This window comes from Haliea sp., from assembly GCF_040222615.1.
GTDB lineage: Bacteria > Pseudomonadota > Gammaproteobacteria > Pseudomonadales > Halieaceae > Haliea.
Genome location: NZ_JAVKCQ010000214.1, coordinates 19,637 through 39,985, shown reverse-complemented (window position 1 = coordinate 39,985; position 20,349 = coordinate 19,637). Strand labels below are relative to the sequence as shown.

Genomic DNA, 20,349 nt, shown 5'->3' with positions numbered 1-20,349 from the left:
CCGTTCCAGGTCGCCGGCAACGCTCTTCAGGCGGGTGATATCGGTCGCCGCACTTTTAAGCTGGGTCTCGTTGGCGGCAATGGTCTTCTCCGCCGCGGCCACCTTGCGCACCTGGCTCGCGCTGGTTTTCTCCAGCTCTTCGATCGCCGCCTTGTTACGCCGCCAGGCGGAAGCCCACAGCTTGTCGACTTCCGAGTAGAGTTCCTTGATCTTCACCGCCATGGCCTCGGTATTCTGGCTCAGTCCCTCGTCCGTGTCCGACAACCGAGCTTCCAGGTCGCCGATCCGCTTGGCGTAGCGCTCCATCTTGGCGTCGGCCAGCTCCAGTCGCTCCTGCAACTGGAAGGCCCAGGCACAGGCGCCGGCCGCAGCCACCAGGGCCACGGCGATAAACAGCTTTGCCAGCGGCCCCGACCCGCCACCTCTGGCAGCGCCGCCATTGCCGCCGCCCGCAGGTGGGCGCTGGCCGCCGCGCGGCTTGTCGGGCTTGGTGCCGCGGGATTTGGAGGTGTCAAAGTGCTGCCCGGTTTCGCGGGAAGGCACGATGGAGGGCATGTGGTCGAGATCGTCCTGAGCCATGGTCAGCCGCTGGGGAGGAAAATGGAGCCCGCATTATACATGCGGCAGCGCGCCAGTGCAGGGGACTGCGATGGTACTAGTGGGGGAGTGTTGGCAACGCCAGCCCCCCGTCTGGCGGGGGGCTGGCGAAAAAAGACCTTACAGGAAGGCCAACAAGGCCCAGATCACACCGGTGAGCAGGATACTCATGTGGATGACCCCAACCACCTTGGTCATCGGCCCCTGCTTGCCGAACAGGCCGTTGGCCTCCAGGGCCAGAATAACCACGGCACAGGCAATCAGGCCGGTGGTGCTCGTTTCCATTGGCAGGTGCTTCGAACCCAGCATGCCAAACAGCATGGGGCCGGAAAACAGGGTATTGGTGCGCGACGCCAGGCCCGCCTTGGCGGCGGCCACCGGACCTTCACCCTCGGCCAGTCCCAGCACGATTTTCTGGTTCGGCCAGATGATCAGCCAGACGTTGAGGAACATCAGGATACCTGCCAGGGAACCGACCCAGATCAGCGCACTGGCTTCGAAGTTGCTGAAGGCACGAACCGACATCAGCAACACCAGGCCGGTGAGGAAGGTGAACATGGCGCCCCAGCGGAACCACCACAGCGCGCGGGGTGCCAGCTTCTTCATTGCGTCGGCCTTGGCGCCGGCCTCGGCTTCCTTGAAATACTCTGTCTGGACGAAGTTGAAGTAGTAGAGCATCCCTATCCAGGTGATGCCGAACAGGACGTGGGCCCAGCGGAAAATGAATTCGATAATGTAGGCGGACATGTGGATCTCCTTGTTGTCGTTATAACCCGGGAAGATTGTACACCTTAACGGCGAAAAAAAACCCCGCACGAGGCGGGGTTTCAGGGACCTGGATGGAGGCCGGCTTACATCATGCCGCCCATGCCACCCATACCACCCATGCCGCCCATATCGGGCATGCCGCCACCGGCGGCCTTGTCTTCCGGCGCGTCGGCAATCATCACCTGGGTGGTGATCATCAGCGCAGCGACGGAACCGGCTGCCTGCAGCGCGGTGCGGGTCACTTTGGCGGGGTCGAGAATACCCATCTCGATCATGTCGCCGTATTCACCGGTGGCCGCGTTGTAGCCGTAGTTGCCGGAGCCCTGGCGCACCTTGTCCAGTACCACGGAGGCTTCGTCACCAGCGTTGGCGACGATCTGGCGCAGCGGGTTTTCCATGGCGCGCAGCGCGGCAGCGATACCATGGTTCTGGTCTTCGTTGTCGCCCTTGAGGTCACGGATCGCGTTGACCGCACGTACCAGCGCGACGCCACCGCCGGCTACCACGCCTTCCTCGACAGCCGCACGGGTTGCGTGCAGGGCGTCTTCAACGCGGGCCTTCTTCTCTTTCATTTCCATCTCGGTAGCCGCACCAACCTTGATTACGGCAACACCGCCAGCCAGCTTGGCCACGCGCTCCTGCAGTTTCTCGCGATCGTAGTCAGAGGAGGTGTTCTCGATCTGGACGCGGATTTCCTTGACCCGGGACTCGATTGCAGCCGCATCACCAGCACCGTCGATGATGGTGGTGTTGTCCTTGTCCATGGTCACGCGCTTGGCGCTGCCCAGGTGTTCCAGGGTGGCGGACTCGAGATCCAGGCCCACTTCCTCGGAGATCACGGTACCACCGGTCAGTACAGCGATATCCTGCAGCATGGCCTTGCGGCGGTCGCCGAAGCCGGGCGCCTTGCAGGCAGCAACCTTCACGATACCGCGCATGTTGTTGACCACCAGAGTCGCCAGGGCTTCGCCTTCCACGTCTTCCGCCACAATCACCAGCGGGCGCGAGGACTTGGCGACCTGCTCCAGCAGGGGCAGCATCTCGCGAATGTTGGAAATTTTCTTGTCGACCAGCAGGATGAAGGGCGATTCCTGATCGGCGTTCATGTTCTCCTGATTGTTGATGAAGTAGGGAGAGAGGTAGCCGCGGTCAAACTGCATGCCCTCTACCACGTCCAGCTCGTTTTCCAGGCCGGAACCTTCCTCAACCGTGATAACGCCTTCCTTGCCGACCTTGTCCATGGCTTCGGCAATGATCTGGCCGATGGCGTGATCGCTGTTGGCGGAAATGGTGCCTACCTGGGCGATCGCCTTGGTGTCTTCACAGGGGATCGAGGCTTCCTGGATCTTGGCAACGGCGGCGGCAATAGCCTTGTCGATACCGCGCTTCAGGTCCATGGGGTTCATGCCGGCGGCCACGGACTTCAGGCCTTCGTTGACGATGGCCTGGGCCAGTACAGTGGCGGTGTGGTGCCGTCACCGGCCTGGTCGGAGGCCTGGGAGGCGACTTCCTTGACCATCTGCGCGCCCATGTTCTCGAACTTGTCTTTCAGCTCGATTTCCTTGGCCACGGATACACCGTCCTTGGTCACGGTGGGGGCACCGAAGGACTTGTCCAGAATAACATTGCGGCCTTTCGGGCCCAGGGTTGCCTTGACGGCATCTGCCAGTACGTTGATGCCTTTCAGCATGCGCTGACGCGCTTCATCACCAAAAATTACTTCTTTAGCTGCCATGATCTAAATCCTTTATATTCAAGAGGTTACAAGGTTACTGGAGCGCCTTACTCGACGATGGCAAAGATCTCGCTCTCACCCATGATGATCAGCTTCTCGCCATCGACCTCAATGGTGTTGCTGCCGGCATACTGGCCGAAGACAACGCGATCGCCGACTTTGACAGCCAGGGGGCGCACTTCGCCGTTGTCCAGAACCTTGCCTTCGCCAACCGCAATCACTTCACCCTGATTCGGCTTTTCCTTGGCGGAACCGGGCAGAAGGATGCCACCGGCAGTGGTTTCTTCTTCTTCCTTGCGACGAACGACCACGCGGTCGTACAGCGGACGAATTTTCATTGATCAAGTTCTCCTGGTTACAGTGTTATACAGGCCCACCTGGGCAGACCCCTTTGGGGCTTGCTCGGGATATTGGGGCGGGAAAATGGATTTCAAGGGATTTTTTGGCACTCTGGACAAAAGAGTGCCAAAAAAAATCACTCATCCAGCCGCCGGTATTCGCCCTCGAGCGTTGTCGGCCCCGAGGCGTCGTCCCCGGGGCGAAACGGCTGCGGCTGCGGCCCACCAAACCAGCGCTGCAGCTTGCGCCGCAGGGGGCCGATCAACACTACCAGCGCGGCAAAATCCGAGATCATGCCCGGCACCATCAGGAGCAGCCCCGCCAGACCCACGGCCATGTCATCCAGCAGCAATTGCGGGCCCAGCACCGCGCCCTGCCGGGCCTCGCGCAGGCGCTGGAACATGCCCTCACCCTGGCGCCGCAGCAGCCACATCCCCAGCACCAGGGTAAGCAGCACATAGCCCAGCGCAGTCAGGGCGCTGGTTTCAACACCCAGCTGAATAAGGGTGAACAACTCCAGCCAGGGCAACAGGATAATGATGAAGCGCATAGTGGACCTCCATCTACCTTTCTATGTGGGCGGGCAGCCGAATTGCAAGACACTGGCCGGGTGCCGATAGAGATCTTGCCCTCGGCGCGGAAAACTCTCACCATGAAGGCCAAACATAACTGGGAGCAAAGGCCCGTGGGCCGGCCCGAACCCGACAACAACCAGCGCATCTGGCAGGTCGTTACCCTGATTCCCGCGGGGCGGGTCGCCACCTATGGCGACGTGGCGCGGCAGGCGGGCCTGGGCCGCGCAGCGCGGCGGGTGGGACTGGCCCTGCGGCAGCTGCCAGCGGGCAGTCGCATCCCCTGGCACCGGGTCATCAACAGTGCGGGGAAACTTTCCCTGCCGGTGGGCTCGCCGGCGGAGCGGCAACAAAGGCAGCGGCTGCTTGAGGAGGGCGTCACCCTGTCCGCCGGCGGCCGAATAGACCTGCGCCGCTGGCGTTGGCAGCCGGGTGCCGACACCGGGAGCGAAACCACTTGCGAATGAACAGCCCAGCCGCTGGAACCGGACCTGCGAAGGTCGCCCCCGCCGTGGATCTGGCCGAAGGTGTGCGGGACCGCAGCGGCTACCTGGAGCCACTGGAAAGCGTGCGCGGCATTGCGATCGCGCTGGTGTTCCTGTTCCACGCCTGGGGCATCAGCGGCCAGCGACTGGCGGGCGAACCGGCCCCGGGGCTCAGCTTCATTATCGCCGGCAACACCGGGGTCACCCTGTTCTTTGTCCTCAGTGGTTTCCTGCTGGCCCTGCCATGGCTGAAACACCAGTACCAGCCGGTGCGGCCCAGACCCTCGGTGACCCGGTACCTCAAAGCCCGGGCGTTGCGCATACTCCCCCTCTACTACAGCGCACTGCTGCTGGCCTGGCTGGCCACTGGCAATACCGCCACCATCGCCCAGGCGGCGGCGTTCCAATTCGTGGGATTCAGCGCCTTCCCCTACAGCACGGTGTGGTGGACGCTGGCCACGGAAATGCAGTTCTACCTGCTGTTGCCGCTGCTGGCATCACTCTGGTTCCGTGGCCGGGCCGGGCGCCTGCTCTGTGCGGCCCTGCTGCTGGGCTGGCTCTACGCCTATGCCACGCTGGTACTGCTGGCCGGGCCCGGGAGCGGGCAGCATTCATTTTTCCTGACCAAGTCGGTTTTCGCCCGGCTGCCGGCGTTCCTCCTGGGTATTGCGGCGGCGGCATTCTACCTGCGCGCCTGTCGCTGGCAACCGGTGGTCCTGCAGGCCGCCGCCTGGCGCCGTGGTGGCACACTGCTGTTACTGGCCACGCTGGTCCTGCTTGAGCGGGTGCTGGCACACGTGGTGTTGCTGGGTGATCAGCAAGCGGAACTCCACTGGCATATTCATCACACCTGGGAGGCTGCCCTGTGGGCCCTGTTTATCCTCTGCCTGTTGCTCTGTCGGATACCCGCCTCGGGCCTGCTGGTCAACCGCGGCCTCGCGCTCACCGGCAAGCTGTCCTACTCGCTGTACCTGATCCATGTGCCAGTGCTGTTCTACCTGCTCTATCCCCAGCGGGAGCGATTGGCACCGGAGGATTTACAGAGCGCCTGGTGGCTGTATGCTGTCACCGCCGCCGCGCTGGTGCTGTCCCTGCTGCTGTCCTGGCTCAGTTACAGCGTCATCGAAAAACCTTTCCTGCAACTGAAACGCCGGATTCCGCTCTGAAAGCGGCCGCAGACGAGTAGCCCACATGGTTTCCAGACCCAACATATTGCTGATCATGACCGACCAGCAGCGCTACGACGCCCCCGGGTACTACCGCGGTAATGGCAGTTCGGATACCCCCAGGCTGGACCAGCTGGCAGCCAGCGGGGTCGTCTTTGACAGCGCTTACAGCAGCGATACCGCCTGCATCCCCGCCCGCTCCTCGCTGATGACCGGGCTGCTGCCGCACCGGGTCCCGACCGGCGGCTGGCGACCGAGGGCGCAGACCGACAGCGGCAGGGCGTTGCGGGAGGGTTACTGGACACTGGCTCACGCCCTGCGGGATGCGGGCTATCGCACGGGCCTGTTCGGGAAAATGCACTTTGCGCCGATCCGGGCGCAACACGGCTTTGATGTCATGCAGACCTGTGAGCACCTGCCAGCCGGCTACGACCCGAGCGAGCAGGATGACTATCGGCGCTGGATCCTCTCCACCGGGCGTAAAGACCTGCGCTTTGTCCAACCGGCGCAACCGAAAGTGTTTCCCTATCCAATGGATGCACACCCGACCCGCTGGATCACCCGCCACGCGCTGGAGTTTTTGCAGGGCGGGCAGCAGGCTGGCAGCAGTGACGGAGCCACGGCGCCGTGGTTTGCCGTTGTCTCCTATACCGACCCGCATACGCCATTCAGCCCTCCCGAACCCTACGCATCGATGTACCTGCCCGCAGAGCAGGTCATCCCGGAATCGACGATCGACAGCAACCGCGGTCTGCCCTGGCCCTTCTCGGACATCATGCAGCGCCGCGACCGGGGCGCCTTTTTCGCCCCCCAGCGGACAGACCAGCACAGCGCGGATTATGTGCGCAGGGTACTCGCCGCCATTCGCGCCGCGATCAGGCATGTCGATGACGCCATGGCACAGATTCTGCAGGCGGTGAATCTGGACGAGACACTGGTGGTTTTCCTGTCCGACCACGGGGATTACGGCGGCCATCGCGGGTTCCTGGGCAAAATCCCCTGGCTGCCCTTCGACGACCTGGCACGTATTCCCTTTGTGATTGGTGGCGCCGGTGTCGCCGGCGGGCGCCGGCTTTCAGCACCGGTGCAGAGTTTCGACTATGTCGCTACGGTGCTGGACCGGGTGGGCCTCGCCAGACCCTGCGGGGATATGGATGCGGTGAGCCTGCTACCCGTGCTGGCTGGCGCTGACGCCGATACCACCAGGGCGGTATTTTGCGCCACGATGGAAGGCACTCCAATGCTGCGGCGCGGCCGCTACAAACATATCTGGCACTCGATTGCAGACGCCCACATCCTCTACGACCTGGAGGAAGACCCGGAGGAAACCCGCAACATCGCCGCAGAGCCGCGGCACCGGGACCTGCTCGCGGCGAATGTCGAGGTGCTGCGTGAAGTACTGGCCCGGCCGGTACCGGACCTGTGGCGAACTGGCGCCTGATCCACTGCTCCCAGACAAAGGGGTAGTCCCGGGCCTTGTCGTGGGTTTTCGCCAACTCGCGCCGGGTCCGCCGGCAACGACGGCAGGCATCCTCGCACGTCGTGCAAACGGAGCTCATGTGCTGCGCCGACGCAGGTGTATTTTCGATGCCTGCGTGGGCAAGTGACCGAGGAAGTTCAATGGCTTGCTGCTGACCAGCGGGCCATCCCCGCGCAGCTCCCGATACTGTTTCCGGTACGATTCCAGGCGGGCCCCGCGGGCGTCGGTGTCGCTGTTGGTGGTCGTGCCGCCGTGCACCTGGTGGAAGCTGCCCTCGCCGACCAACTGCAGGACCACCGCGTCATCGGCGTCGATCGCGCGCCGGTAAAGGTCGAGGTTGAGAAACCCGCCACCCGGGAGGTCAAACTGCTCATCGCTGCCCCCGATCGCGTGGTAATGGGCTCGTGTCATAAACAAACAGTTGGATTCGAACATCCGGTTAAACCACGTGATCCGGTCCGCGCCGCTGGTCAAAGGTGCACCCACCTCGAACAGGCGATAACCGTCCGCCGGCCAGGCGATCTGATGCAGCAACGCATCCTCAGCCTGCTGGTTATAGCCACGTGGCACGGTTTCCGGCTGCTCACCAGGGCCCAGGTAAAAATACCGCACAGCAACCACCGGACAACTGAAGGCGGCGAAACCGCGCAGGGCCCACTCGAACACCCCCGGTGTCAGCATATGGGCCCCGTCGACCATCAGGCAGAGGATGTCGCCGCGAGCGACGGCCGCGGCTCGATTCAGCGCCTGCGCCGGAGAGGCGTGGGCATTGTCGATACGCAGCAAGGTTATCGGGACATCGCCAATTTCGTCCGCATCCACCCGCAAAGGCTCCCTGGACCCGTTATCCACCAGAATCACCTCGTATTCCAGCCCCGCCCCCGCGGTCTGGTAGTCACGCGCCAGGGCCTGCAAGGTCCGCGGGATTTCGCGCTGCATGTTGTAGGCAATCACAATGACAGAGAGCTTCATGAGGGACTTCCGCGGCCGTGCACGAGGCTACAGCAGGATGGGTTGCTGCTTCAGTGGCGCGGTGGATGCGGCAAAGAACCAGGACTCGATGGCATAGCGCACCGCGGTGTGATGCGGCGCAAAGGCCGTCCGGTGCAAATTGTAGTGGTCAAAAAACAGGGCGTCACCCGCGGCAAACCGCGGCTGCACGACACCGCCGCAGTCCGCCGCCACCTTCGCCACCAGCTCCGGACCCACCGTCCAGTCGAAGATGGCGCCAGCAGTGCCCGTGGGATAAATCTCACGGCGGCCGTCGAGGACAAGGTCCAGGCCAGGGGCGGGCGCTGCACCGCCGCAGTCACTGAGCGCCAGCCACATGTTCACGGTCTGGATAGTTTCGCCGAGGAAGCGACCATCCTGATGCCAGCCGGCCTGGGCAGCGTTGTCCGGGGCAACCTTGCGTAGCACCCATTTTTTCACCGACAGCCGCGCGGGTTCCCCAAAATATTCCGCCAGCAGGGCCGGCAGCCCCAGGGCAGCGTAGAGCTCCAACAGTTCACAGGCTACCCGCGGCGAATCCGCGGCCCAGATCGAACTGCTGGCGGATACCGGTTCATCCGGGTTGGCAAAGAACCGCGCCGGCGCCCCGCTCACCTCCTTCGAACGCAGGTACCACGCCGCATCCTCCTCGCGGGGTGGTGCGCTCTCCGGATGCTCACGGGCAGCCACGACCCGATCAATGAGGGTACGCAACTGCCCGGCCTGTTCGGAGTCAATCAGGCCGCGGACAATCGCGGCGCCAGATCCATGAATGGCATCGCAAAGCCGCTGCGCGCCAAGTTCCCGGCGCGGGATTTCAGGGATTGCTCCGCGGTCCTGCGCAGTCCTGTTTACCCCGGGCGCCGTCGGCGGCGCCGGGGGCTGTGCGGGCCGGTCCCTTCCGGCACGGATGCGCAAGTCCAGGATTTGCTGCTGGAGCTCTGCGCTGGCCTGCCGGCGATTGGCCTGCTCCAGTGCCGTCAGCGCTTCAGTCAGTGGCTCCGCCAAAGCGGCTAGCCCTCCCCCGCCTGCTTGCCCTGCCCGCCCTTGTCGGCTTCGACGTGGACCTTGGGCTTGAATCTTTTTGCCTGCCGTCGCGCCTCCAGGAAATGCGCGGCATGGGAGTACAACTGCCGCAGGCGCTTCTCGGTCTCCGGGTCGCCGGAGAACAGCAAGTCAGTCAACTCCGTAGCCGGGGGATTGCCACCGGGCTTGCGCAATACGCCAAGGCCGAATCCGTGATTAAACCTGAATATCTCCTCGTGCTGCTCTTCGAGTTCGACGAAGAATTTCCACGCGCCGAAGTCCTTGATCCGCGCCATCACGTCGTGGAACAGGACGATGCCACCGGGCTTGACCTTCGGGTACCAGTTTTCGAAATCCTCCTTCACCGCGTCGTAGGTATGCAGGCCGTCGATATGCAGCAGCTCTATGCTGTCCTGCTCGAAGTGGCGCAAGGCCTCGTTGAAGTACATCCGCAAAAGATAGGTTATGCCCCGGTAATGCTCTCGGGCATGGTGCTGGACGTCCTTGAAAATGCTGTCATCGTAGGCGTCGGTGTGCTCGTCCCCGTCCCAGCAATCTATCGCGTAGGCGACCCCGTCGATATCGTTTTCCACCATGGCCTGGCAGAAGGTAAAAAAGGACAGGCCATTGTAGACGCCCAGTTCCACCACCAGCTGCGGCCGGATTGCGGTCACCAGGTCGTAGGCGAAGGGCAGGTGATCCACCCAGGTACTGAACACCATGCGCCGCGGTTCGAAGCGCTGCAGGGACGGTGGGAAATAAAGCGTAGCGGTCACATGACCTCCTCAGGCTGTGCTGTCGGGCAGGGGAGCTTCACCCCGGCTGCGCAGAGCGCGGGCCGCGGAATAGTGTACAAACTTCTGCGCCTGGGCTGGTAGCGCGCCAAAAAATACCGGGCTGGTCCGCGGGCTGCTGAAATCATTCCCCCGCAGCGCGCGATACTGGCTGCGGCTCCGCTCAATATAGTCCTCTCGCATCTCCCTGCTTACACCTCCAGTGGTCACGCCGCCGTGGAACTGGTGAAAGGTGCCTTCCCCGGGAACAATAACATGCTGTACCCCGTGAAGCTCGCAGGCGCGCTTGTAGAAGTCGAGATTGATGAGCCCGCCGCCGGGCAGGTCGAAATGCGGATCAAACCCGCCCAGTGCCTGCCACTGATCCAGCGGCAGGCTGATACAGTTGCTCTCGCTGTTGGGCAGAAAAAAACCAGAGCTACAGGATCCGCTGAAACAGGCGATATCGAACAATCGATAGCCCTCGGCGGGCCAGGCGATCGACGCCAGCAGGGCACGCTCGGCGTCCCGGTCATAGCCACTGCCGACTGCTGTCTGTTGCAGCTCCCGACCGAGGTGGTAGCCGGGAATCGAGACAACTGCACTGGGGAAGCTGCGATGCGCCGCGAGCAGGTTGCAGACAACCCCCGGGGTCGCCATTCGGGCACCGTCGATCATGATGCAAACCAGGCCGCCACGCGCCCGGCTGGCACCAAAATTGATTGCCTGCGCGGGACTGGGTTCCGGATTCCGGCGCAGGTGGTAGTGCACATTGTCCGGCAGGTGCTGCAGAAAGTGCGGGCTGAGCGTATTGGACGAGGCGTTCTCCACCACGATCAGTTCGTACTCACTCCCGCTGACCTCGCGCTGGTAGCCGGGCAGCAGGGAGCGAATGGTGTTCTCAGCCTGCTCCGGCATATCGTAGACCACCAGTACCAGGCTCAGATACGACTGCCCCCGCGGGCGGTGCCGCAGACGCCCGGCCATTCGCAGCATTGACTGGAGCATGCTCACAGGCTGGCACGCCGCAAACGGTAGTATAGCCAGCGCACGCGCCAGGGCAGGCGCCCGGAGTCAGCCGCGGTGTAATTCCTGAGTTCGTTGTCGTAGAACCGTTGTGGGTGGGCCGGCCGCTGCAGCTGCAAGCGGTCGATCACAGTATCGACCTTGGCCGTGAACAGCGCCTCTTCCTCATCAAAGCACAGCAGCGGAAAACGCAGCCGACGAAACTCCCGGAAGAGAACGCAATTGTAGGCATACCAGAGCGACAGGGCCTGCTCCCGCGGCATCCGGCTGCGATTGTGCAGGGAGCGGGCGACAGCATCCGGATGGCGGAAAATACCCACATACTCCAGGTTCGGCAGCAGAGTCTTCCAGCCCTCCAGCACCAGCAGCGCCCGCGGGTCCTTGAACCCCAGAACCGGCAGGTGGGCGTGGGACGCCAATAGACCGCAGGCGACTTCGCGATGCTGTTGCTGCCAGTCGCAAGCGGCAGGTGGATCGTCCCAGGCACCGCCATTCGCCGCCAGAATGCTGTCATGCAAATCAACAAAGGCCTGGTTCTCTCGATTGCCTTTGAGATTGTAAGGATTCCAGGTATGGCAATCACCGAGATCCAGGCCCGCCTCCTGCAGGGAACCGGTGAGACAGCTGGTGCCGCTGCGATGCATGCCCAGGATTGCTATCACACGAGCCGGCTGCGCACTCACTCCTGTGCCTCCCGCAGAGCCTGGCAACGCTCGCGGAAAACGGCCAGCTTGGCGGCAAATCCGGGCAGCTTGTTGGTGGCCGCAGTCAAGGTTTCCAGAGCAGCCTGGTACAGCGCCAGATCGTAGTTGTTGTTATCGATCACCGTTTTGCCGAGGTCGCCCAGTTCCTCGAGAATCAGGGCCACACGCTGCCCCTCGCTCATGGCCGCCGCTGTGTTGCCCGACACATTCTGGGGGATATAGGCCAGATCCAGCGCGGGCAGGTGAGAACGCAACTTTTCCTCCAGCAGCACCATGCTCTGATCGTACAACTCGACGATGCCGACCACCGGCAGGGACTGGGCAAATGCCAGCGCGTCAACAAAGCGCGGCAGGATGCGGCTCGAACGTGTGCTGGAGCGTTTATTTTTCGCCAGGTAGAGAGTCTGGAAATTGCGGATTGTCGGCGGCGTGTCCGGCTCCATGCGCCAGGCAACATACTCACGAAACGACATTCGCTTCGCCGCCTGGGCACCGAGCGTGTCCGCCTGCTGGGCACGTTCAAAGTCGTACACGGAGCGAATTCGCAGCAATGGATGCCGCAACAGATAGATAGTGTGCACGCGGACACCGGACATCGCCGGCAGGTCCCTCGGCAGGTGGTGGCTGGACAGAGCGACCAGGTCTTGCTTGTCCGCGAGCACCTCCGCGAGATGGCGGCCGCCATTGCGGCGCATGGCCTGGTCATCGCGGTGATCGAGAAAAGCGCTGCCGAAACTCCTCGCCAGGGACCAGTCCAGCGAGGTTCCGGCGTTCTTGAAAATGTGGCCGTGTAGAACGATGTCTCTCATCCCCCGTCCCCGGGGCCGACGCCGCTGGAAAATCGGGATTCAACCGGACCAAAGTCCTGGAGAATGATTGCCTCGGCTCTCTCCCGACCAAAGTTCTGTTGCAGCCAGCTGCCGTAGCGATCCAGTTTCTCGCCAACAGCGCCGCCTCCGGCAAAAACGCGGGCAACCGCGTCGGCAAAGGCCGTGGCACTGTCGGCAACGAACATGACATCTGCAGCATCGGGGATACCCTCGGCACCGACACTGGTAGTGACCAACGGCACCCCGTGCTGGATTGCCTCGAGGACCTTGCCCTTGACGCCAGCACCGTAGCGCAGTGGCACCACGCTGCACCCGACCGTGCGGTACAGTGCAGCGAGTTCCTGGTCGGAAATGTAACCGTGCACCGTAATTTCTGCGGACTCCATTGCCAGCACAGCTGCCGTGGGATTCGATCCCACCACATGGACATGGCAGTCGGGACACTGACTTACCAGCAGGGGCACTACCTCCGCAACAAACCAGCGAAGCCCATCCACATTTGGCGGATGGCTGAATCCTGCGACGAAGAGAATGTCGTGCCGCTTCAGTGGCTTGTACGAAGGCACGTTGATGTCGTCGAAAATATACAGCGGTATCGCCCGGACGTTCAGGGCCGGGCTCTCCGCATGCAGCGCCTGCACTTCAAATGACGATGGATAATAGATCACGTCCACTTTTTCAAACACCGCGAACTCCCGCGCTTTCCAACTCATCGCCGTACTCTTGAGCGAGGCTCCACCCAGCAGCGCCTGTTCGCGCTCGGCACGCAGATAGTGCAGGTCATGGCCAAAGAAAACGATCCCGGGGCGCGGGCGCAACTTGTAAAGATGCGGCAGAAATTGCTCCGCCACGTGCGGTCGGTGCAGAAACACCCGGTGTATATACTGCGCATTGTCATGTAACCAGCGATCCAGGTGACGCGCAGTGTGCTCACCCACCAGCACCTCCACGCCCAGATCCTGCAGCATCCGGGTATAGGGCTGGTGAGGGAAGAAGTTGGCGCCGAGGAACACGACCTTGAAGCCCATGTTGACCATGAGCCGTATGTACATCATCGAGGCACGTGAGCCCGCATCCTTGTCATAATGTGGCACGTAGTGGTCGATTACCAGGATGCAGTTGCGTGAGCGCGAGCGATCCCTGGCGAGAAACACATGTTCGGCATTGGGGAAGTGATCCCGATCAAGTACCTCGCGCCACTTGACGCAGAACTTTTCCCGATTGCTGGCCTGGAAGCGCTTGACTCCCTTGCCGGGGTCCGTGCCGTTGCTGACTCCCTCGTAATGGAACACCGACGCCTGCGGCTGATACATAACCTTGTAGCCCGCTTGCCGGGCGGCAAAGCACAGGTCCGTGTCCTCGTAATAGGCCGGGGCAAAGCGGGAATCGAAACCGCCGAGATGGGTCCACAGCGCCCGGGTGATCATCAGGCAGGCACCGGATACGTAATCCACTTCCTTGACGTACTCATATTCCGGCTTGTGAGGGTCATCCCGGCGGCCATAATTCCAGCCCGAACCGTCGCGCCAGATGATGCCCCCGGCCTCCTGGAGCTTGCCGTCGGGGAACAACAACCTGGGGCCGACCACGCCGGCATCCGGGCGCGCCTCCAACAGCGAGTACATGGGCCGCAGCCAGTCCCTGCAGACCGCCGTGTCGTTATTCAGGAATACCAGGTAGCGGCCAGATGCCGTAGCCGCGGCGCCATTGCAGTTGAGCAGGAAGCCGTGGTTCCTGCGACTTCGAACGACACGGATATTCCGTACTCGCTGGGCAATGCTGGCGGTGGCATCTGTGGAATGATCATCCGCCAGAATGACCTCGTAATTGGCGTCAGGGGTATGTTCGAGAATCGATGCCAGACAGTGCATTGTCATGCGGTAGCTGTTGTAGACCGGGACGATGATAGAGACCAGCGGATCCCTGGCATCGGGGAAATCAAGCTCAAGAGTATCCAGTTCAGGGCCAAGCTCCGATGGCACGCCGCCTTCTCCCGGGTGGACGCTATCGGGGAATCGACTCTGCACCCAAACACTGAAATCGGCAGGCGTGGAGCTGATCATGATTCCCAGCGCGCGGCGCAAGCGGAAAATACTCAGGCTGCGAAAGGACGATACGGGATGCTTGACGACGTAGCGGCACACGGCCCTGAGTTGGGAAAGCTTGCCCGGCTCCCTGGCCGGCAGTTGCAAGTGGTGCAGGGAGAAGTGATTTCTCGCGTCCTGTAACACATCGTCATAGGCACCGGGGGCGGAAGCACGCAGCCGCAGCGCTGCGTAAACCTTACGCAGGATGCGCTGTAGACTGCCGACGACAGAAAGTTCATGGTTCAACAGGCGAGTATGTATCGAGGTAATGATATCGAGCAGCCGGACGGACTCGGCCTTCGCCTCGGCAAGTGCCGCCTGAAGCACTTCCCGCTGCGAGGCCACAGTATCGCGTTCCGCCGCCATCGCGTTGCGCTCAGCGACCAATACGCAAGCATGCTCCCGCTCACGTTGTAACTGCCTGTTGCAAAGATCAAATTGCTCCTGCAGCTCATCCCGCTGCAGGGCCGTTTCACGGACCGTGGCCAGCTCGCACATGGCGCCTGCCATATCGCGGATTCTTGCCAACAGCAGCTCATCGATCGGTGTCCGGCGGGATACCGGGCTTCCGGTACAGGCGGAAACCAGGGCTTCGTCCAGTGCCCGCTGTGTCGGGCTCAGCAGTGCCTCGGCGCGGGCCAGATCTTCCGCGGCCGACCGGCTGCGCTGCAATTCGGGTTCGAATACGCTCAGAGCCGGCCGGGACAGGCCACCCGCTCCCAGAAGTTCAAGCCGGCGGAACAGCGCTTCGGTTTCCCCGGCGGGGTCACGGGCAAACGCCTCGTAATTCACCACCACATCGAGCCCTGCGATCAGCTCCAGCGCCAGCTGGTTGTAGTGCTCCCACAACCCCAGACCCAGGGCTAGCGGAAAACCGTTGCGGCGGTTGAGCGACACCGCCACGGCACAGGGACCGCGGTAGACAAATACCCGCAGCGCACCTTCCAGGTGGGGCCGCCAGACCGGCCAGGTCAGCAGCATTCGCGGATCCTTCAACAGCCACCCGGATCGCGGCAGGGCGGCAAGAATCGCAGCGACACGGGCGTCGTAGCCCCCGGAGTTCAGTTTGTCCAGGGCCGGCGGCATGAACCAGGCGCCACCCGCGGCGCTGAGAATCTCATCATTCAGTTCGACCACATCCCGGCGCTCCCAGAAGCCCGCGGGGTTGTCTTCCCGCGCCGCCAGCAGTTCGTCGTCGGCACCGGCATCCAGGCCAAAGGCCTGCAACTGACGGGCAACCATGGACGTGCCCGAGCGGTGCATGCCCAGAACAACCACACCGGTCATCGGTACAGAACCTTCATCAACCATAACAACAGGCGGGCCAGTCCGCGGGGCAATTTCTCGGTGTTATGCACTTTTCGCCGCGCATAATCCCAGAATTCGCGAAACACATCGCGAAACTTGGCCTCTGGATTGATCTTGATATTGCGACTGCCCGCTCCCGACCGCGCCGAATCCGTCTCCACTGGGCGCAGCAAAGGCCCATCGGCAGGCGGGAACAGCCGGTCATAGTCGGCAACCATTGCAGTGGCAGTGCGGGGTGTAGTGGCTGTCACCACCGCCCGCACGCGTGCGACCTCCTCGGGATTCGCCGCCAGTGACCGCAACAGTACAAGCAGCGCGTCTGCGGCGGGCGGATACAACCAGCCATTGTCACCGTGCCGGATTCTGTCGGCAAAAGCTCCCAGGGCAGTGGCTGCAACCGGTATTCCTGCGGCGTGCAATTCGCTCAGGGTATAGCTGAAGGTCTCTGGCACAACCGACAGCAGCAGGCCGATATCCGGCTGTGCCGCCGCCAGCAGCGCGCCCAGTTCCTCACGGCTATAGCCGTCACTGACCTGCACATGGGGCAAGCCGGCGAAGGCATTGCCGCCTTCCCCGCTGCCCACCAGCACCACCGTGGCAAATTCCGCCAGCGGCTCTATCACTGCCTGCAGCAATTGCGCTCCCTTGTGCATCTCGAGGCTGCCGAGTACGACGATGCGTAACTTGTGCTGCGGGGCAGGCGGGCAGGCGACCGCTGCCAGCCCGCCGAGGAACGCCTGCGACAGCCCGTGGGCAATGACCTGTATCGCATCCTCGCGCAGCGCCGGGATGAGGCTGTGCATCCGCGCGGCCACCGAGGCACTGGGCGCTACCAGGGCAATGCTTCGCTCCGTCACGGTGCTGGTGAAGGCGGCGCGCAAGGCCAGCCAATGGGGTGCCTGCTCGTAGTGGAAGAAACGGTGCCCGGGGTTGTTCTGCAGGCAGTCTGTCAGCCGCACGTTGTCACACTGGGAGCAAGGTGTCTCCCAGGTAGCCAGGATCGGCGGGCAGAAGGGATAGAAATCGTGGCAAACCACAATGACCGGCAGATCCAGCCGCAGAATATCGAGCGCATGCCCAATCAGCGAAGACAGGATCACCGACCCGATGGCAAACTCAGCGAGAATGCCGGCAACAAGCTGGCGATATTCGTAATGGGCGATAGCGGTGGAAAGTATGGGCTGTGCCAGGGTCCAGGTCCGGATGGGCACGGTCAGGTTGCGCGCGCTGTACAGAGCGAGGGTCTGGCCGAAGGCGGTGAGATCGCCGATTGGCCGCAGTACGAAACTGCGGTGGCCGCCATCAGCGGCGACAAAGTCCTCGACCCAGCGCCCCAGGCCACCGCCCCAGCTATGGCTGATGTGCAGCCTCGCAGGCAGAACCTGCGGAATATCCGCGCCCGGTGACTCAGCGCGGGAGGAGAGTTCGGTCAGGGCATGCCGCAGACCGGTTAACGGATGGCGGCGGGCAATGGCAGTCTGCCAGGCGGGAAATGTCGCTGCGGGCAGCGACTGCGGCGGGGCTACCCGGTCATCGATATAAACATTGTCCGTGGCCAGGATCAGCCCGCCGCACTCGCGCACCCGCTGCGCGAGTTCGAGGTCATCGGTCGCGGCCACACCGCCCAGACGCTCGACGTCGATCAGCGCCGACTCACCCGCGAAGAACGGGATATCAAAGACAGTACCGGGGGCGTATATATTCAACCAACGGTCGATATCCTCAACCGACAGGCACGGAGTGTGCTCCGGGCTGGAAAATACCGAGGTCTCCGGGTGCCTGACCGCAAGCGGAAACACCGCAGCGGCACCCTCTTCCCGCGCGGGAAAGCGCCGGTGCCAGTCGCTGCCCGGCACATTGCCCGCGCGCAGTACGATGCAGCGCCCAACCACGCCACTCAGCGCAGCGCTTACCAGGCACCAGTAGCGCCCCGGAGTCGCGGCGGCAGGCAGGGATGGCAGACAGCGCACTCCCGCAGCGGCCGCCAGCCGCTCCAGCTCGGAGTCAGCGCTGCAGAGGACCATCGTCTCCCGCTGCGGGCCCGGGGGCAATGCTTCCAGCGCCCGCGCCAACTGCCCCGCTTCGCCGCTGAAGGCGACCAGGCAAAGCGGCGGGCAATTCATGTTGCTACGGGGCGGCGACATCATCGGGCACCGGCGCAGGCACCGGGCGGTCCTCGGCAGAGGCTGTCGCAGTAGCCACTGCCGTTTGTTCCAGGGTGCGCCAGGAGGCGTCGAAACTGTAGCCAAAATGCCTGGCGTACCGCGTGGTATAGATCCGCTCTGCCAGCGCTGCCGGAATCATGGCCTGGCCCTGCTGCTGCATGGCCTTGATACTGAACGGGACATGCTTGTCTTCGCTGATATTGGCCCGCTCCAGCCGGAGCTCCTCGATACCGACAAACCCGGCGATCCCGGGGGCCAGCTCCGGCAGGTTCTCATAGCGCAAAAGCAGCAGCGAAAACCCGCCGGACTTGATGAGGGCACTGCCCGCGTCACGGTCAAAACCGAAGTCGTAGACATCCAGGCCGGTGCCCGGCCGAAAATCCTCGTCGAACCAGCGCAGGGGCACCAGAAACCGGTTCAACTGGCTGAAGACTACCCCCGTCGGATCCAGCGCATCGGCCTCTGCCATCAGCTGCATCAAGGCGCCGGCATCATCCAGCGGCGCGGTAGTCTGCTCCAGCACAGTGAACATTCTGCCCTGGACCTCGGCGAACACTTCGGCGGGATCAAAGCCGACATCCGCCGGGTGGTGAAAGCGAAAATATTTCTCCAGCAGCGTCTGGTAGTGGTCATAGTTCTGGGCAAAGTGTGACCAGTACCAGCTCAGGGGATCCCGGGTCAGGGAGATCACCCGGGTTTGCTTCTCGCTGCCAGCCCCCGCCACCAACTGGCGAGCCAGCAGGAAGGTGACCCGAAGCTCCTGCAGATAGTCCTGGTACATGCGGTTGGCGACTGTGTCGGAGACCACCGCACCGGTCATGATCCTGAGCTTTTCCTGCAGGCGTTCCGGCGATGCAATATGGGCCTGTAGTACCTCGATATCGTCACGCCGCAAGGCTTCCGCAATCGCGGTCGAGGCCACCTTGCCCATCTGCACGATGAGTACTTCCATCAGTCGGCCACTCCCGTCTCCGGGCTGCCTGCCACGGCACCGTTCATGCGGCCACTCGCGCCGCAGCCCGCAACAGCCATTCTCCGCAGCGCAACACAGCCCGCTTCAATGGGCTTGCCACCAGCGCCGAGCGCGCGGCGAAACAATAACCCATCCCGTGCAGCAGTTCTGGCAGAGGGCCCGCGGGGTCCAGTCTGACCGTGCTGTCGGCCTCGGGGCTGGCCGGAGCATTGGCCAGATACCAGGCCCTGTAGCCGCCGTCACTGCCACTGGCAAAAGGGTCCGGGAACACGACCTGCAGATCAGTCCGCTGACGGTAGAGTACTCGCTCGGGCAGGGTGATCGGAGTGCCATCGGCGTAGCTGGCATAGCGGGAGGGCAGCTTGCCGAGCGCGGCCTGGCCCTGCTGCTCGCAGGCGCCCAGATACCAGTTGCGAAGGTCAAACAGCACCGGACTGTCGGCGCCATATTTGTTCAGCATAACCTCCTGCGCACCGCTATCGAAGCCAGAGAAGTGATAGAAGCCCAGCGGCTCCCCGTTTATCGCTATACCCTCGTCGATCGAACCCGAAGCGCGCCGCTTGCTGATGTTCCATGTGGCAACGTTGAACGCAGGTGAGCGCAAGACCCGAATCCGGTCGAAAAAGCACGGGGCGAGGTTGACCCATTTCTGGTCGGTAAACAGGCCCCGAGGCCTGTCATCGTGGCAATAGCGCAGCAGGCGATCGCGCCACCAGGCGGAGAAGCGACGCCCCTCCGGGTCATTGCGGACACCGAGGAAGCCCAGATTGAAGACACCGAAAATCAGGCTTGCCATCTCATTGTCCATGATGGCCTCGTCGTCGGTCTCCGGCTCCGTCTGGTGCGGAGTGAGGAGGATACTGCAGTTGTCCAGCGCTGCTTCCAGTTCGTCGAAGCGGCCGAAAATGACCATGTCCGGGTCGAAGAAAAATACCTTGTCGGCCTTGTAGCGATCGAAAATGTACTCGAATCCCAGGCCCTTGACCGCCGTGCAGAGTTCAACCACCGTGTGCGAGAAAAACCAGCCGGGTTTGTTGGCCAGCGGCAGCTCCTCCGCCGTGATCACAGAGTCGAACGGTTCGGCGGCCAGGTCGAATCCTGCCGGCAGGTCATCGGATAACAGCAGATGGAAGCTGGCGCCAGGCGCAACCGCCTTGAGCGAGGCCGCGAGCACTCGCGCCTTGGGCAAATAGTTGGCGGTGATGCTGGTGAAAACGTGAACACTCGAGGTCATTACTTCCCAATTATCCTTTCCGGGCGCCCCCGATTGTCGAAAATCAGGTGCGACTGTGCGGCTTGAGTTCGCGAAGGAGCCGCATATTATC

16 protein-coding genes and 2 pseudogenes are annotated in these 20,349 nt (G+C 62.8%); 3 read left to right on the top strand and 15 right to left on the bottom strand.

The window, feature by feature from the left end:
* The 5 genes and pseudogenes from RJQ10_RS16905 to RJQ10_RS16885 form a co-directional block, all read right to left on the bottom strand.
* Window positions 1-579: pseudogene (locus tag RJQ10_RS16905) on the bottom strand (hypothetical protein); the annotation flags it as partial.
* A 138-nt stretch (window positions 580-717) separates the two neighbouring features.
* Window positions 718-1,344: a urate hydroxylase PuuD gene (locus RJQ10_RS16900; protein WP_350148553.1), complete on the bottom strand. Its 627-nt coding sequence runs from the start codon at window positions 1,342-1,344 to the stop codon at window positions 718-720.
* A gap of 104 nt (window positions 1,345-1,448) precedes the next feature.
* Window positions 1,449-3,100 (bottom strand): annotated as a pseudogene (gene groL / locus RJQ10_RS16895) (chaperonin GroEL).
* A gap of 47 nt (window positions 3,101-3,147) precedes the next feature.
* Window positions 3,148-3,438, bottom strand: a complete 291-nt coding sequence (locus RJQ10_RS16890) for a co-chaperone GroES (protein WP_350148552.1) — start codon at window positions 3,436-3,438, stop codon at window positions 3,148-3,150.
* Between the two features lie 137 nt (window positions 3,439-3,575).
* The gene (locus RJQ10_RS16885) at window positions 3,576-3,989 is read right to left on the bottom strand and encodes an FxsA family protein (protein WP_350148551.1); all 414 of its coding nucleotides are present in this window, start codon (window positions 3,987-3,989) and stop codon (window positions 3,576-3,578) included.
* A 102-nt stretch (window positions 3,990-4,091) separates the two neighbouring features.
* On the opposite strand from RJQ10_RS16885, the gene RJQ10_RS16880 reads away from it, so the two are divergent.
* Genes RJQ10_RS16880 through RJQ10_RS16870 form a run of 3 tightly spaced genes read left to right on the top strand, consistent with a single transcriptional unit; the run spans window position 4,092 to window position 7,103 of the window.
* The gene (locus RJQ10_RS16880) at window positions 4,092-4,478 is read left to right on the top strand and encodes an MGMT family protein (protein WP_350148550.1); all 387 of its coding nucleotides are present in this window, start codon (window positions 4,092-4,094) and stop codon (window positions 4,476-4,478) included.
* Window positions 4,479-4,522: 44 nt separating this feature from the next.
* Window positions 4,523-5,662 carry an acyltransferase family protein gene (locus RJQ10_RS16875; protein WP_350148549.1) on the top strand — a complete coding sequence of 380 codons (1,140 nt, stop codon included), beginning with the start codon at window positions 4,523-4,525 and terminating at the stop codon, window positions 5,660-5,662.
* Window positions 5,663-5,687: 25 nt separating this feature from the next.
* Window positions 5,688-7,103, top strand: coding sequence for a sulfatase family protein (locus RJQ10_RS16870; protein WP_350148548.1), 1,416 nt, complete (start codon window positions 5,688-5,690; stop codon window positions 7,101-7,103).
* A gap of 114 nt (window positions 7,104-7,217) precedes the next feature.
* Here the strand turns inward: RJQ10_RS16870 and RJQ10_RS16865 are convergent, their stop codons facing one another.
* From RJQ10_RS16865 to RJQ10_RS16820, 10 genes are read right to left on the bottom strand one after another with little or no spacing between them, the layout of a single operon-like run.
* Entirely contained in the window at window positions 7,218-8,114 is an 897-nt protein-coding gene (locus RJQ10_RS16865; protein WP_350148547.1) for a glycosyltransferase family 2 protein, read from the bottom strand.
* 27 nt (window positions 8,115-8,141) lie between these two features.
* Window positions 8,142-9,140, bottom strand: a complete 999-nt coding sequence (locus tag RJQ10_RS16860) for a phytanoyl-CoA dioxygenase family protein (protein WP_350148546.1) — start codon at window positions 9,138-9,140, stop codon at window positions 8,142-8,144.
* A gap of 5 nt (window positions 9,141-9,145) precedes the next feature.
* The gene (locus RJQ10_RS16855; RefSeq protein ID WP_350148545.1) at window positions 9,146-9,934 is read right to left on the bottom strand and encodes a class I SAM-dependent methyltransferase; all 789 of its coding nucleotides are present in this window, start codon (window positions 9,932-9,934) and stop codon (window positions 9,146-9,148) included.
* 9 nt (window positions 9,935-9,943) lie between these two features.
* A complete protein-coding gene (locus tag RJQ10_RS16850; RefSeq protein ID WP_350148554.1) occupies window positions 9,944-10,939 on the bottom strand; it encodes a glycosyltransferase family 2 protein in 996 nt (331 codons plus the stop codon).
* Window positions 10,940-10,941: 2 nt separating this feature from the next.
* The gene (locus RJQ10_RS16845) at window positions 10,942-11,640 is read right to left on the bottom strand and encodes a sulfotransferase family protein (protein ID WP_350148544.1); all 699 of its coding nucleotides are present in this window, start codon (window positions 11,638-11,640) and stop codon (window positions 10,942-10,944) included.
* On the bottom strand, window positions 11,637-12,470 hold the full coding sequence (locus RJQ10_RS16840; RefSeq protein ID WP_350148543.1) for a hypothetical protein: 834 nt from the start codon (window positions 12,468-12,470) through the stop codon (window positions 11,637-11,639). Before RJQ10_RS16840 ends, RJQ10_RS16845 begins: the two co-directional genes overlap by 4 nt.
* Window positions 12,467-15,865 (bottom strand): glycosyltransferase, encoded by a 3,399-nt coding sequence (locus RJQ10_RS16835; RefSeq protein WP_350148542.1) that lies wholly within the window; start codon window positions 15,863-15,865, stop codon window positions 12,467-12,469. Before RJQ10_RS16835 ends, RJQ10_RS16840 begins: the two co-directional genes overlap by 4 nt.
* Window positions 15,862-18,009 (bottom strand): glycosyltransferase, encoded by a 2,148-nt coding sequence (locus tag RJQ10_RS16830; RefSeq protein WP_350148541.1) that lies wholly within the window; start codon window positions 18,007-18,009, stop codon window positions 15,862-15,864. The genes RJQ10_RS16835 and RJQ10_RS16830 overlap by 4 nt, the downstream gene beginning before the upstream one ends.
* 4 nt (window positions 18,010-18,013) lie before the next feature.
* Window positions 18,014-19,003 (bottom strand): putative capsular polysaccharide synthesis family protein, encoded by a 990-nt coding sequence (locus tag RJQ10_RS16825; protein WP_350148540.1) that lies wholly within the window; start codon window positions 19,001-19,003, stop codon window positions 18,014-18,016.
* 43 nt (window positions 19,004-19,046) lie between these two features.
* Window positions 19,047-20,258, bottom strand: coding sequence for a glycosyltransferase family protein (locus RJQ10_RS16820; RefSeq protein ID WP_350148539.1), 1,212 nt, complete (start codon window positions 20,256-20,258; stop codon window positions 19,047-19,049).
* Window positions 20,259-20,349 lie beyond the last annotated feature (91 nt).

What these genes read in the sequence shown, in the direction of transcription:
- RJQ10_RS16900 (WP_350148553.1), bottom strand. Translation starts at nt 1,344, where the DNA reads ATGTCCGCCTACATTATCGAATTCATTTTCCGCTGGGCCCACGTCCTG.
- RJQ10_RS16890 (WP_350148552.1), bottom strand. Translation starts at nt 3,438, where the DNA reads ATGAAAATTCGTCCGCTGTACGACCGCGTGGTCGTTCGTCGCAAGGAA.
- RJQ10_RS16885 (WP_350148551.1), bottom strand. Translation starts at nt 3,989, where the DNA reads ATGCGCTTCATCATTATCCTGTTGCCCTGGCTGGAGTTGTTCACCCTT.
- RJQ10_RS16880 (WP_350148550.1), top strand. Translation starts at nt 4,092, where the DNA reads ATGAAGGCCAAACATAACTGGGAGCAAAGGCCCGTGGGCCGGCCCGAA.
- RJQ10_RS16870 (WP_350148548.1), top strand. Translation starts at nt 5,688, where the DNA reads ATGGTTTCCAGACCCAACATATTGCTGATCATGACCGACCAGCAGCGC.
- RJQ10_RS16865 (WP_350148547.1), bottom strand. Translation starts at nt 8,114, where the DNA reads ATGAAGCTCTCTGTCATTGTGATTGCCTACAACATGCAGCGCGAAATC.
- RJQ10_RS16850 (WP_350148554.1), bottom strand. Translation starts at nt 10,939, where the DNA reads ATGCTCCAGTCAATGCTGCGAATGGCCGGGCGTCTGCGGCACCGCCCG.
- RJQ10_RS16840 (WP_350148543.1), bottom strand. Translation starts at nt 12,470, where the DNA reads ATGAGAGACATCGTTCTACACGGCCACATTTTCAAGAACGCCGGAACC.
- RJQ10_RS16835 (WP_350148542.1), bottom strand. Translation starts at nt 15,865, where the DNA reads ATGACCGGTGTGGTTGTTCTGGGCATGCACCGCTCGGGCACGTCCATG.
- RJQ10_RS16830 (WP_350148541.1), bottom strand. Translation starts at nt 18,009, where the DNA reads ATGAATTGCCCGCCGCTTTGCCTGGTCGCCTTCAGCGGCGAAGCGGGG.
- RJQ10_RS16825 (WP_350148540.1), bottom strand. Translation starts at nt 19,003, where the DNA reads ATGGAAGTACTCATCGTGCAGATGGGCAAGGTGGCCTCGACCGCGATT.
- RJQ10_RS16820 (WP_350148539.1), bottom strand. Translation starts at nt 20,258, where the DNA reads ATGACCTCGAGTGTTCACGTTTTCACCAGCATCACCGCCAACTATTTG.